Annotated in this window: 15 protein-coding genes and 1 other annotated feature (1 of these 16 cut by a window edge); of the genes, 1 reads left to right on the top strand and 14 read right to left on the bottom strand. The window is 37.6% G+C overall.

Going from position 1 to position 14308, the window contains the following annotated elements; genetic code table 11:
- The first annotated feature begins 186 nt into the window (after positions 1–186).
- On the top strand, positions 187–840 hold the full coding sequence (gene trhA, locus KJS44_RS06530) for a PAQR family membrane homeostasis protein TrhA (RefSeq protein ID WP_008688711.1): 654 nt from the start codon (positions 187–189) through the stop codon (positions 838–840).
- 155 nt (positions 841–995) lie between these two features.
- Here trhA and KJS44_RS06525 read toward each other — a convergent pair whose 3' ends face one another.
- The 14 genes from KJS44_RS06525 to alaS all read right to left on the bottom strand — a co-directional run bounded on the left by KJS44_RS06525 (position 996) and on the right by alaS (position 14163).
- Positions 996–2567, bottom strand: coding sequence for an IS1182 family transposase (locus tag KJS44_RS06525; protein ID WP_017144643.1), 1572 nt, complete (start codon positions 2565–2567; stop codon positions 996–998).
- A 65-nt stretch (positions 2568–2632) separates the two neighbouring features.
- Positions 2633–2890 carry a GIY-YIG nuclease family protein gene (locus KJS44_RS06520; protein WP_017144642.1) on the bottom strand — a complete coding sequence of 86 codons (258 nt, stop codon included), beginning with the start codon at positions 2888–2890 and terminating at the stop codon, positions 2633–2635.
- Between the two features lie 25 nt (positions 2891–2915).
- A complete protein-coding gene (gene bilS, locus KJS44_RS06515; protein WP_008688714.1) occupies positions 2916–3416 on the bottom strand; it encodes a flavodoxin family protein BilS in 501 nt (166 codons plus the stop codon).
- 18 nt (positions 3417–3434) lie between these two features.
- Entirely contained in the window at positions 3435–4637 is a 1203-nt protein-coding gene (locus KJS44_RS06510; RefSeq protein ID WP_008688715.1) for an L-serine ammonia-lyase, iron-sulfur-dependent, subunit alpha, read from the bottom strand.
- 1 nt (position 4638) lies between these two features.
- Complete coding sequence (gene holA / locus KJS44_RS06505) at positions 4639–5592, bottom strand: DNA polymerase III subunit delta (protein WP_008688716.1); 954 nt, start codon at positions 5590–5592, stop codon at positions 4639–4641.
- Positions 5593–5597: 5 nt separating this feature from the next.
- Positions 5598–7550 (bottom strand): ComEC/Rec2 family competence protein, encoded by a 1953-nt coding sequence (locus KJS44_RS06500; RefSeq protein ID WP_008688718.1) that lies wholly within the window; start codon positions 7548–7550, stop codon positions 5598–5600.
- On the bottom strand, positions 7547–8017 hold the full coding sequence (locus KJS44_RS06495; RefSeq protein ID WP_008688720.1) for a helix-hairpin-helix domain-containing protein: 471 nt from the start codon (positions 8015–8017) through the stop codon (positions 7547–7549). The genes KJS44_RS06500 and KJS44_RS06495 overlap by 4 nt, the downstream gene beginning before the upstream one ends.
- Before the next feature lie 240 nt (positions 8018–8257).
- Positions 8258–8734, bottom strand: coding sequence for a transcription elongation factor GreA (greA, locus tag KJS44_RS06490; RefSeq protein WP_008688722.1), 477 nt, complete (start codon positions 8732–8734; stop codon positions 8258–8260).
- A 26-nt stretch (positions 8735–8760) separates the two neighbouring features.
- On the bottom strand, positions 8761–9393 hold the full coding sequence (gene udk / locus KJS44_RS06485) for a uridine kinase (RefSeq protein ID WP_008688724.1): 633 nt from the start codon (positions 9391–9393) through the stop codon (positions 8761–8763).
- A 13-nt stretch (positions 9394–9406) separates the two neighbouring features.
- A complete protein-coding gene (mltG, locus tag KJS44_RS06480; RefSeq protein WP_008688726.1) occupies positions 9407–10474 on the bottom strand; it encodes an endolytic transglycosylase MltG in 1068 nt (355 codons plus the stop codon).
- Complete coding sequence (locus KJS44_RS06475) at positions 10455–10712, bottom strand: DUF1292 domain-containing protein (protein WP_008688727.1); 258 nt, start codon at positions 10710–10712, stop codon at positions 10455–10457. The genes mltG and KJS44_RS06475 overlap by 20 nt, the downstream gene beginning before the upstream one ends.
- 25 nt (positions 10713–10737) lie before the next feature.
- Complete coding sequence (ruvX, locus tag KJS44_RS06470) at positions 10738–11160, bottom strand: Holliday junction resolvase RuvX (protein WP_008688729.1); 423 nt, start codon at positions 11158–11160, stop codon at positions 10738–10740.
- Positions 11160–11420: an IreB family regulatory phosphoprotein gene (locus tag KJS44_RS06465; RefSeq protein ID WP_008688731.1), complete on the bottom strand. Its 261-nt coding sequence runs from the start codon at positions 11418–11420 to the stop codon at positions 11160–11162. Before KJS44_RS06465 ends, ruvX begins: the two co-directional genes overlap by 1 nt.
- A gap of 61 nt (positions 11421–11481) precedes the next feature.
- Positions 11482–14163, bottom strand: coding sequence for an alanine--tRNA ligase (gene alaS / locus KJS44_RS06460; protein WP_008688733.1), 2682 nt, complete (start codon positions 14161–14163; stop codon positions 11482–11484).
- Positions 14144–14308, bottom strand: a binding site (T-box leader); it runs 35 nt beyond the window's last position. Its footprint overlaps the gene before it by 20 nt.

The raw sequence follows: 14308 nt of genomic DNA, 5'->3' as shown, positions 1-14308 counted from the left end.
CCCATGTCTTACAAGATATTTTAAGATTCCCACATTTTTTCAATCAGCACTCTTACGGAAATGTGTTTCATATAGAGGACACTTCTTTATATGAGCGCTAAATAAATATTTCTTCGACAACCTTCGTTGAGCTTTTTATACAATTGTGCTACAATAGGTAACAACTTCATGGGAGGTGATGCATTCATGGAAGAAAAATCCATGCGTGATATGTATAAACTGGGATTAGGAGAAGAAGTTGCCAATTGTGTGACCCATGGAATCATGGCATTGCTTTGTCTTATCGCTCTTCCTGCCGCAGCTGTATACTCATATGAACTTGGTGGAACCTTGCGTTCGACAGGTGTTTCCATTTTCATAGTTTGTTTGTTTTTGATGTTTATCGTTTCTACCTTATATCACTGTATGCCTTTTGGTAGCGATCATAAATATGTTTTCCGTAAGCTAGATCATATCTGCATTTATTTTGCGATTGCCGGTAGTTATACCCCTATTGCTTTATGTGTCATCGGCGGTTGGGAATGTATTGCCATTCTTTGTATTGAATGGTGTGCCGTCATCGGCGGTGTCTTATTAAAAGCATTATCCTCAAAATCTTATCCGAAATTGTCTATGACGATTTATATGATTATGGGATGGACAGCACTCTTATTTATGCCTGCAATCATCCAGAATGTAACGCCACTCTTTCTAGGGTTGATCGTAGCTGGCGGTATCATGTATACCATTGGCGCCTTCTTTTATGGCAAACCACAACATAAATATTTTCATTCTTATTGGCATATTTGTATTAATATCGCCAGTATTTTGCATTTCATAGCAATTGTCTTTATTATGTAGGAAAGAGGCTGTAACGAAATAGACTGAATTGACAAGTCTATGAGGTTACACCTCTTTTTTCTATGCTTTGTTCTGAAAAAATATCTCTTATTTTTAGATAAAGGAATAAACCTTTGTTTTAAGGCATTATAAAAACATCTCCCCCTTTTTATTCTCTATGCTGAATACTTTGGTCTTTGCTTTTTATTGTGATATTTCATTAAGTTAAATCCAATAGATACTAACTGTATCTCCATTTCCACATTTTTTATGCTTCTTCTGTGAATTCTGTCATACTTGTTATCTGTCTTGATAACTCCAAACGCTCCTTCGGTTTCAATAGACCGCTTCATTCTTAACTGTATTCCTTCTTCACTGTCTAGTCTTTTCTTTGCCTCTGTTTGAAGTTCATTTAGTATCGGATTCACTGTAATAATGCGATTTCTTTTTGCGGTTGTGCATACATTCTTCTGTTCACAGGTTTCACATTTGCCACAGCTATGACTTTGATTGATTCTCATATATTTGCTACGTTTATCTACCCTTTCTGATATACATGTGAATACATGTCCAGCCGGACAGATATATCTGCCGCTTGTGTCTTTCATCCAGTTTGCTTTATTATATAGATTCTTTTTGTATTTCTTTTCTTTCTCTTTGCTATACATGCTATATTTTATATATGCTTCTATATTATGGGTTAGACAATACATATAATTATCATAACTTCCATATCCCGCATCTGCGACTACGACTGCTGGGAGTTTTCTATATTGTTCTAAATACCGATCAAGGAATTTGATAAATGTCTTTTGATCACTGCGCTCTTGAAAAACACATGCGTATGCTATATATTCATCACATACACCTATCTGCACATTATATCCCGGTTTGAAGATTCCGGTTTTCATGTAGTAGTCTTCTTTCATATGCATCATTGTCGCATCGTGATCTGTTTTTGAATAACTGTTTCTGCCTTCACCGCATATCTGAATTCTGGTCAGGCAGCTTTCTAAGGTATCTCTATAGTCCGCAAGGTTATCATAAATCCTTTGTATCGGCGTTTTTCTCTTTCCTTTACCATAAACAAAAGAGAATCCTTGCTTTTTACATTGCGATAATATTGCCTCAAGGATGACATCTAATTCTTCCGGTGCCCATGTATCTTTAGGTTCTGTATTCTCCAGTTTCTGTATTTCATCATTGATGCGTGTAAATGTTTTATCTCTTGTTTTGACCGCGGTCTTTTTCCATACAAAAGAGAATTTTGTGGCATTTGCTTCTAGTTTTGTTCCATCTATACATAAAGTCTTTGTATCAACGTCGTCTAGTGTACAGATAGATTCAAAAATATCCTTAAATATATTTTCTATAGAATCTTTCAGATATTTCTCAATAAATCTTTGAATTGCCATATGGCTGGGTGTTTCTTCTTCCATAAGATACATAAAACGGATATCCGTTTTACAGGCCTGTTCAATACCTCTCAAACTATAAATTTTATTCATGAACGCAAACAGAACGATTTTAATCATCTTAAAGGGATTGTATTCTTCACGACCTTTATGTGAAGGTCGATTCAGATATGTATTCCAATTTACTCCTTCCATCACTTTAAGAAAACTGAACACCGGATCAGAAGAATTTAACTTTTTTCCTAAATCCAGTGGTAAAATCAACTGTTGTGTAGTATAATCCATATTGTTCAGATACGGATAATTTAACTCGAACACATTGATGTTTTCCATAGTTAAATTATACCAAAAAAAATACGCCATTCTCTTATGAGTTTGACGTATTTTTATTTGTGAGGCTATTTCTTATTCGTTACAGCCTCTTTTTTAATATTTCTTAATGCTAATTTTTCCCTTCTGCTTAGCTGTTTTATTGCATATTCTCGTTTACGAGCACTGGCTGCATCCTCACAGGATTCAAAATAATACAACTCCAATGGGCGATGTGCTTTTGTATACTTTGCACCTTTTTTCATAACATGATCATAAAAGCGTTTCCGTAAATTGGTTGTCCATCCACAATACAAAGATTCATCACAGCAACGCAGTAAATACACATAAAAGCCATCTTCATATGGAATTTTAGGTGATGGAACGGACAAAATCGCGGGCTTTTTGTAAATCCGTTTCATCTGGATGAGTTCTTCCCTTCTCATAATTTTTAAGCTGTTCCTGCATATGTACATCATCGGGATGTTCTTTTATCATTTGACGATAACGTGCAATCACAGATTCTTGTACTTTCCCCTGGCATAAGAAATGCCCATACAGTTTGGCATCTTGAAAATGCGTTTCAATGCGTCGTTTGACCATGGTATAATACTCGGAATTATCAGCAGCCCCTAATGTGCCAAATAAGACAATTTTAGCATTTTGCACATGCTCTGCCAACTTTGCGCTGGCTGCATCTAAATCACCTTTATCCACCCAATAACCTAAATAAAGCATATCAAAGTTTTTTAACATGGATACTTTGACATCTTGAATACTCAGTAATTCTGCATCTTCGATTTCATTAGCAAATACTTCTGCTAATTTTCGAGTGTTTCCAGTAGCACTGGAATAAACAATCAGTGACTTCATCTTAAAGCACTTCCTTTCTTAACGAATCGGTACGACGCTTGCTAAACCGCCAAGACTTGTCTCCTTTAATTCTAAAGCAATCTTGCGTCCAGTATAATTCATGGTGTTTACGACCATATCAAAGCTGACCTTATGTTCTCTGACATTACAGATGCTTTGCGCTAAAATAGCTGCATCCATTGCTCTAAGAACTCCTACAGCATTACGTTCAATACAAGGAATCATAACATATCCGCCGACAGGATCACAGGTTAAACCAAGATGATGTTCAATGCCGATTTCTGCCGCATATTCTATTTGGGAACTGCTTCCTCCGCGAAAATATGCCACCATAGCCGCCCCCATTGAAACAGCAGCACCAATTTCTGCCTGACATCCTCCTTGTGCACCAGATATCGTCGCATTTTCCTTAATTAAATTGCCGAATAAACCAGCAATTTTCAAACCATTACGAATGCATTCACGGGAATACCCCAAATTTTTATGGTAATAGTATACCAAAGAAGGTAAGATACCACTGCTGCCTAGCGTTGGTGCCGTAACGGTAATACTGCCACCAGCATTTTCCTCACTGGCACTATATGCATATGCACACAACAATAATTTTTCTTTTTCCACAGCACTTTTGCATTCATCTGCCTGTTCCTTTAATTCTTTTGCTATCCGTTTTAAATGCAGATCGCCTGGTAAGACATCTTCTTTCTGTAAACCACCATCAACCGTTTTGATCATCTGATCCATGATCTTATCCATATAATCACCTAAGGGATCAAACATATTGACATACTCCCATAATTCCATTGCATGGGCTTCACAATATTCTAAAATATCTTTTAGAAAATGATGCGGATAAACATCCTTTCCTTCATTACTTGTTTCTCCTTCAACACGAATTGCTCCACCACCAATTGAATACACAATCATATCCCCAATTTCCTGATTCTTTTCATCAAAAGCAATCAAGCGCATGGTATTGGGATGCTTTAAATCTTTTTTATTCTTGAAAAACACCAAACATGCTTTAGGTTTCATCGTTTCCATAATGATAGCATCTGTTAAATGTCCCTTTCCCGTCAAGGATAAAGAACCATAGAGTTCAACTTCATAATGATGTGCCATAGGATAACGTTTCTGAAATAAACGGCAGGCACGCTGTGGTCCTAATGTATGTGAGGAGGATGGTCCTGGACCAATCCGATATAGTTCTTTTAATGACTTCATATTAAGCTCCTTGCAATTCTAATAAAAACATTTCAAATCCCATTTTTTTATCCAGTAAACCGCCTTTTAATTTCTGATCCAGTGTTGCTAACTTTGCCAACATGCTCATCAGATAAGAAGCGGATAAATTCTGCACACTCTGCATAGCTAATTTTATACGGTATGGATGTGCATGTAATATATCTTTGATCCCATCTTTGGATTCCCCTTGCATCATCAAGGTTTTTACTTCAAACAGAAAACGAAATTGAGATGCTAACAGGGCAATCAGATAAATGGCATCGGTATTAACGACACACAAATCGCACCAAATGCGAAAGGCTTTACGAACATCCTGCTCCACCACCGCATTGACCAACTCAAAAACATCCTCTTCTAACGGTCTGGCTACTAAATGAGCAACCACATCCTGCGTGATATCACCACCATAAAGCTGCAATTTATCAAATGCAGAATGAATGGTTTCCATATCCAGTGGTAATCGTTTCAATAATTCTTGCATGGCCTGTGCATCTACATGCAACTGTCGGCGCTGTATTTCCTCTTTCACACAACTTTGCTTACCGAGATCATCCAGCTTGCGAAATTCTAATACCTTCCAATTTTTTTGAATCAGCTTAATGATTTTTTTGCGTGTATCTAATTTCGCGAAATCACCAATCAGAATTAACACCGTACTTTCCATCGGTTGTTTCACATAATTTTCTAATCCATTGGGATCAATTCCTGTATCATTGGCAGCGGATAAAAAATTTGCATGATAAACAAGAATAATCTTATAGGCAGAGAAAAAAGGAATCGTCATAGCATCCTCTAGGATCGTTTCCAGATCACATTGCAAGGCATCGTATTGAACGGTATTTAATTCATCGCCATCTGCTATATATTCTTTGATGATCGTTTGCAATGTTTTTTTCAAACGAAACTGTTCTTCTCCATACAAGACATAATTCATGCTTATCACCTAGGTAATATTATACCAAATTGCTGCTCAGCCGTCTTGAAAAAACGAAAATATTTACAAATTTTTATTGTAACCCCACCATGTCTTGCACTTATAAGTGGTAAGATACCTTCTTTTTCCATAGCATCCAACACTTCTTGATGAGGATGTCCATAAAAATTATGTCGGCCACTGGATATTAGTGCAAGGGCTGGATGCACTTGATGTAAAAAAGCTGTTGCAGAACTAGTCTTACTGCCGTGATGCCCTATCTTTACGACATCCGCCTCTAATTTAGGATATAGCTGCAATAATTTTTGTTCGCCTTTTATACCTAGATCACCCATAAATAAAAAGGAGGTATCATACAGACGCAGCATCGTAACAATACTATTATCGTTTTCATCTTCACCCTCATAATCTAAAAGAAAAAACTTCATCCATGGTGTTTCCTGTTGTTTTGCCAGCTGTTTATGATCGATAATTTCATCAACATGCATTAATTCTTGCAACTGTGCAACACCACCACTATGGTCCATATCGGCATGTGTCACAATGATCTTATCAAGATGATAAATCCCTTGGGCATGCAAATACGGAACAATAATCTCTTTTGGAATATTTTTCTTTTTATGTCCCATAACATCAATCAAGATAACTTCTTTGTGATAGGGAGTAATAATAAGCGTACAATCGCCTTGTCCAACATCCAGCATCGTAACCGAAGCAAACGGCGAAAGGTAGGGACGTATAAAAAATATAACAAGAAGCAAACATAGGGTAAGACTATCCTTCCAATGTACATAGGAAATATACCGCATTGCTGATAAACACCATAAAATTAACCAAAGGATAGATACACTGCCATACAACGGATAAGAAATCTGCTGTATTAGGCGCAATGCTGCTAACATCCATTGTATCAGCAAAAACAGGTATTCTGTTGCCGGTAGGATAAGCAGCCATGCCAGTACATAGAGAATAGCATAGACTTTACGCAGAAAGGAAAACAGAGCCATTTGCAGCGGATCACATGTATGATAAAACCACATCTGTGCTGGAAAAAGCACCAACATGCCAACTATTTTTTTATTACGCTTTGCGACATGAAACATAAAAACCAGGCGAAAACATACAGGAATCAGTAAAGCAACCTCATAGGCCATAGAAGGCGCTAACAAAATGGTAAAAATCATTGATATACCAAGCGTATCTTTCTCATCAAAATTGGTAAAAAGGCCAGAGATAAGCGAAAAGCAAACTACGCGTAAGATAGAGGAAGATAAAACAGTAAGATAACTCATCCCCATCATTAAAAGAAGTGTAAGCCTATGGGCTTTGGCAAATCCCCATTTGCGTGCCATTCGCTTTGTAAGAAACCGTGATAAAAAAGCAATATGCATACCACTGGATAGCAATAAAAAAGATACTTCTTCTTCATGAATACCATACAGCATGGCTTTTAAAAATTGCTGAATCGCAACATCTTTTGTTTCAATATTGGCATATAATCGATGACGTAACGTAGTCCCTTCTTTGATAAGAGTATAACTTTTTACATTCATACAATATACCATTCCTTTACGTTTTGCCCATGTCGCAAAATGAAACTGTCCCAAATTATGTATACTATCGATTTTCTCATAAGTTCCACGCAATTCTACTACATCATCAAAAGATACCTTTTTCAATCCATATAGTAAAAATCTTCCCTCTTTGTTAGCCCCAATCATATATCCTTGTTTGATTTCTTGTATCTTCACGATACGAGAAGAAATTTCATGCACATCAGACAAACGCTGAATTCTTACAAATACCAGCAAACAAAACACCAGACATATGATTTCTCCTCGATGAAATCGTTTATGAAGAAACCATAGAGCACCCACCAGAAAGAAGAAACTGCTGTATACGGGCAGCCAGCTAAATATAAGGACAATACAGCCAATACATAACCATATGCCCTTCATAAACAAATATGCTCCTTTATTTTATCAAACAATTTATCCCCAATTCCCTTTACCTGTTTCAAATCCTCTAAAGTCTGAAAAGGCATTTGTTTTCGATATTCAACGATACGCTGTGCAATCGAAGGACCAATCCCCGGCAAAGTGTCCAACTCTTCTAGCGTTGCGGCGTTGATGGAAATCTTTGTGATCCTATGTTTTGAGGGTACAACAAGAACACCGTGATGTTCTATATCCATAGTCAGATTTAAACCACTGATATCTGCTTGCTTGGTTAATCCTCCACTTGCTTTTATGGCTTTTTCCACATTCGCATGACGCTCTAATTGGTAGACACCTGGATGCTGTACTTCACCTTTCACTTCCACACTTTTTACAGCACTTTGATAATTACGAACATCTATGACTTCATAACGTTCATAATAAAACAAGAAAAATAAAACACTAAAAAAGATACCTGTCTTTTTCATATAGATCCCTCCATTTAGCTATACGACACAAACAGGCTTTTTCCGTAATAAATTATAAAAAAGATACCCGTATATCTAAAACAGGTATTCTCAATCTTTCAATAGTATAATATAGAAATAGCATTATTATCAAAACGTTCCTATACGCTTAAATTCTTTTATAAAACATAAATGAATCATCTTTTTTGCAGTACTAAAATAGCAGAAAAAAAGCAGAAAACCTGCTTTTTCATACATCGATTACTTCAAATTAACGATTTTAACCTTATAAGGTTCTTCCACATTAGAAACCTCAACAATATCACCCAGCTTATTATCCAACAAAGCAACTGCTAAAGGGGTAATATTGGACAATTTTCCATTTAGTGGATCAGCTTCTATAGAACCAACAATCGTATACGTTTCCTCTTCCTCACTAGAAAGATCTTTAATTGTTACGGTAGAACCTAAACCTACTGTTTTACTACTTGTTTCTTTATCGCCTTCAATGATTTCGGCATTGGCAATCATTGCTTCAAGCTCACGAATTCTAGCTTCTACACGTGCCTGATGGTCACGAGCAGCATCATAATCGGCATTTTCACTAAGGTCACCCTGTGCACGAGCTTCCTGTAATTCTAAAATGACTTCATCACGTACTACATGGATCAGATTATCCTGTTCCTTTAAGAGTTCATCTAACCCTTCTTTGGTTACATAAAACTTTTCGTCTGCCATATTTTCACTCCTATCGTCACATGGTATTATACCACGTTTTCCTGAATAATACTACTTATTTTCGTCATCAACAAATCAATCGCCACCATATTGTGACCCCCTTCTGGGATGATGACATCTGCATAGCGTTTGCTTGGTTCAATGAACAGATTATGCATATCTCTTACCGTACTTGTATATTGTTCAACAACTGACTCTAATGTCCTGCCTCGCTGTTTTACATCACGCAACAAGCGACGTATAAAACGAATATCTGCATCAGTATCAACAAAAATCTTAATATCGCATAAATTACGTAAATCTTCGTTTTCCAAAACAAACAGTCCTTCAATGACAATAACATCACTTGGTTCTATATGCTCAATGCTATGCGAGCGGGTATGTTGAACAAAATCATAGGTTGGTTTTTCTATAGCCTTGCCCATAGTCAGCTCTTTCAACTGTTTTACTAATAAAGCATTGTCGAAAGCAAAAGGATGATCGTAATTCGTTTTTACACGCTCTTCCATCGTCTTCTCGCTTTGATCTTTATAATAATCATCCTGTCGGATAATGACGACGGACTGAGTGTTCTCATAACGATCTTTCAACTGCTGTGAAATCGATGTTTTACCTGAAGCACTGCCTCCGGCTATTCCGATTACAATCGTTTTTTTCATCACATACACCTTCTTATTTATTCAAATGGAACTTTTCTTGATTCTGTAACTGTTCCTCATAAGATTTCGCATAATGAACTTTACCATCGCCATATACATCCGCAACAAAATACAGATAATCACTCTTTGTCGGATGCAAAACGGCTTGTATTGCATCTTCTCCCGGATTTAAAATCGGACCGATCGGTAAGCCTTTATACTTATATGTATTGTATAAGGAATCAATATCCGGATTCACTTCACAGTCTTCTCCACTTGTTAGATCATCATACAATGCATAACATACGGTAACACTGGATTGTAACATCATATCTTTATCTAAGCGATTAAAGAAAACACCGGCAATCAATTGCATATCCTCTTTCGTACTTGCCTCATATTGAACCATACTGGCAAGAGTTAGGATTTCATGCATAGTGAATTTACTGGAAACAATATCCTTTTCATATTTCTGATAGATTTTTTGAAAATGATCCAAAAATGTTTTGGTAATTTCCTTTTCATCCGCATCCTTTGCAAACGTATACGTTTCCGGGAACAAATAGCCTTCCAGTTTCACTCGTGTCTTATCGTTTAAGATATCCTTTGTCAAAAAAGGATATGTCTTCATAAGTTCTTTAAGATAGGTATCATCATTCCACAGTTTTAACAAATTCTTTGCATTTACACCTAGCTTGTGTTGCAATGACTGTGCAATATCTTTCGCCCACATACCTTCCTTAAACGTAATCATCACTTCATTTTGCTTTGCTTTTTTAACATCATTCAAGTTTTCTAAAATCGTTTCTGTATCCCAAGAACGATCCAATGTAAAGACACCAAATTTGATGTCATTCAAGCCTTGCAGTTTCATGCACAGCTTTGCTGCCTGTACATCCTGTATCAATCCAGCTTTTTCCAACTTGTCTAATACAGACGCATTACCTTCGCCTTCTTTTACTTCAAAGATGACTTTTTCTGGTGTGGTTGATGGAGCTTTTAGCTTTGCGGTATACATAGAAAAGGCTGTGACACCAATAACCAAACAGATAATAACAAGGATGGCAGGTATCAGAATCTTCTTATTCTTCAGCGCCTTCATCTTCTTGGAACGCTCCTATCACTTCTTCGATCATCTGCCATTCCTCATCTGTTTCAACCGGCATCAGATTGCCTTCATCATCATAAGCAGAGGCAAAAACCTCTTCTCCTTCATCTTCAGGATCCGCAAACACTACATATTTGCGTCCTTTTTCCTCATCTTCAAATGTGAATAAAATTTCCATTTCTTTTTCATTGCCACTTTCATCTGTGACAAACATCGTATTTGTTTCTAACATTATATCCTCCTGTAGAAAGGGGCTTTTACAGCCCCTGATGATTTCTATCTAGATAGCCTTGTAAAATCTGAACAGCAGCCATCTGATCAATAACTTTCTTGCGCTTCTTGCGGGATACATCTGCACTGATAAGAATGCGTTCAGCTGCAACAGTTGTCAAACGTTCATCCCAAAGTATCACTTCCACACCTAAGGTTTCTAGTTTTTCTTTAAACATGATGGAAATCTCCCCGCGAATACCGACATCTCCATTCATATGCTTAGGCAATCCCAGCACTGCCTTTTTTACCTGAAATTCATCGATGTATTTTTTTATCTGCGTCAAAGCGGAATCATAATCATCCTGTTCAAAACGTATGGTTTCGACGGGACGTGCTATCATCCCTAAGGCATCACTCACACTGACCCCCAATGTACGTGAACCAAGATCAAGTCCTAAGATTCGCATCAATGCTGATCATCTTCCAGATAAGCGCGCACTAACTCTTCAATAATTTCATAGCGCTCTACGCTTTGGATAATGCTGCGGGCATTGTTATGGGAAGAAATGTATGCAGGATCATTGCTGATAAGATATCCGGCCAGCTGGTTCACCGAATTATAGCCACGCTCATCCAACGCTTCCTTCACGACACGTAATACATGCTTGATATTGTCACGCTTTAAATCATCTGATTTAAAAGACATCGTCTCTGTAATATCTCTCATCGTATTACCTCCTTTTTTTATCTTTCTTTCATTTTATCCTATTTTCTATAAAATTGAAACCCTAAGACAGTTTATTTTTAATGAATTCCACGGCTTCATCCACTTTCGTCACATCTTTGCCACCGGCCTGCGCAAGATCTGCTCTTCCTCCGCCTTTGCCATCACAAAGCATTGCTGCCTCTTTTACCAAATCGCCACACTTAATACCATCAGCCACAGCCAATTTATCTGCGCCAGCAACAAATACAACCTTATCGTTGCAAACACTTGCTAAAAAGACTATTACATGTTCTTTTTGTGCTTTGATGGTACTAGCGATATCTTTTAACGCATTAGCGTCAGCACCATCCATGCGTTTGATCAATACATGACGACCATTGCACTCTTTCACCTCATGGATCAATTCATTCGCCTTCAGTGTGAACATCTCACTTTGCAAAGCAGCCAATTCCTTTTTCAGCTGCGCATTTTCATGCAACACTTGTTCTACTTTCGTATCTACATTGACAATACTCTTCATCTTCAGATCATCTGCTATATGACGCAGTGTCTTTTCTTCCGCAGCAAAGTCTTCATAAGCACTATAGCCTGTCTTTGCCGTAATACGGCGGATACCGCTACCAATACTTTCCTCAGAGATAATCTTGCATATACCAATTTCCTGTGTGTTATTTACATGACAGCCACCACAGAATTCTTTTGACACATCGCCCATTGTAACAACCCGGACAACATCCCCGTATTTTTCATCAAACAATGCGGTAGCTCCGCTTTGCTTTGCTTCTTCAATCGGCATTTCCACCTTACTTACAGGATGATGTTCACTGATAAAGCGGTTTACCAGTTGTTCAATTTCCTTTAACTGCTGCACACTTACCTTTTCAAAGTGTGTAAAGTCAAAGCGTAGATATTCATCACTGACAAAACTACCAGCTTGTTGAATATGATTTCCAACAACTTTCTTCAAAGCACTTTGTAATAAATGTGTACAAGAGTGATTGCTGGTGATAATATCACGTTTTTTATTATCCACTGCCAGTTGCAGCTTGCTGCCAACATGCAAACATCCTTCTTCTATAACAACCTTATGTAAATGCTGTTTATGTGGTGCTTTCACAGTATTGACAATACGGCCTAATGCATCCCCCATAAAGCTGCCACTGTCCCCTATCTGGCCTCCACTTTCCGCATAAAAGACGGTTGTGTCTAAGATGATATCGCCTTCATCAGATATAGCATCCACTTGCTTACCATCTTTAAATAAAGCTATGACCTGTGCATCACATGTTCTTTCATCATAACCGATAAACTTACTATCTTGTGTAAAGGCCATTAAATCTGCTGACTGACTAGACATAGATTCCACATCTTCACGAGCATTGCGGGCACGCTCGCGCTGTTTTTTCATCTCTTCATCAAAGCCTTGCACATCTACTTGATATCCACTTTCTTCTGCTATCTCGCATGTCAATTCTAATGGGAACCCATAGGTGTCATACAACTTAAAAGCCGTCACACCATCCAATAACTTATTATCTTTATTTTTTTCCATAACATCCAGCAATAATTTTTCACCATCTGCCAGTGTAGCATGGAAACGTTCTTCCTCAGCTTTTACCAGTTTTTCAATATAATCAATTTTTTCTTCGATATATGGATAAAAGTCTTTCATGATTTCATAAACAACCGGTACCAGCTTATACATAAAGGCACCTTCAATTTTCAATTTTCTGCCAAAACGAACAGCTCGGCGTAAGACACGGCGTAACACATAGCCACGTCCTTCATTGGCGAATAATGCACCATCCGCTAACGCAAAGGTCACGGTACGGATATGATCCGCTATAACACGAAACGCCATTTTGTTTTCAGCATCTTCATAACGCATGGACGTATATTGTTCACATGCATGAATAAGCGGCAAGAATAAATCGGTATCAAAATTAGTTTCACCATTTTGCACCAAACAGGTCAAACGCTCTAATCCCATACCGGTATCAATGTTTTTCTGTGGCAATTCTTTATAATCCTTGCGTGCAACTCCTTCTTTGGCATCAAACTGAGAAAAGACATTATTCCAGACTTCAATATAGCGGTCATTTTCCATCTCTTCAAAAAACAGTTTTTCACCCAGTCCTTCTGGATCATATGCTTCCCCACGATCATAGAAGATTTCCGTATCCGGTCCACATGGTCCTTCTCCGATTTGCCAAAAGTTATCCGCTGTTTTTAAGATGTGCGAAGGATCCACACCAATTTCGTTTGTCCAAATATCATATGCTTCTTCATCATCAATATACACCGTGATATACAAACGATCTTTATCAAAACCAATATACTCTTCACTAGTTAAAAATTCCCAAGCAAAATGAATTGCCTCTTTTTTAAAGTAATCCCCAATTGAAAAATTACCGAGCATTTCAAAAAAGGTGTGATGACGTGCCGTCTTACCAACATTTTCAATATCATTTGTACGAATAGATTTCTGAGCATTGGCAATTCTTGGACATTCCGGTTTCACTGTTCCATCAAAATATTTCTTTAACGCCGCAACTCCGGCATTGATCCATAACAAAGTAGGATCATTGTGAGGAATCAGACTAGCGCCTGGTTCAATCATGTGTCCATGTTTCTTAAAGTAATCAAGAAACAGTTGTCGTATCTGGTTACCTGTTAAATTTTTCATGTCAACTTCCTCCTTAAGCATAAAAAAACGTTCCTTATCCAGGAACGCAATCATCATTACGCGGTACCATCCCGGTTCACTTTCACTGAAAGCACACCTTACTTATCATCGTTAACGCCGATGTTCTCGCGAAAAGCTCCAAAGCAGCCTTCCATCCATCCTGACACGAAAACTTCCACCTTCCGTTTTCTCTCTATGCCGC

Source organism: Longicatena caecimuris (assembly GCF_018406465.1).
Classification (GTDB): domain Bacteria; phylum Bacillota_I; class Bacilli_A; order Erysipelotrichales; family Erysipelotrichaceae; genus Longicatena; species Longicatena caecimuris.
The sequence above is the reverse complement of the archived record's forward strand: the minus strand, read 5'-3'. Positions and strand labels throughout refer to the sequence as shown.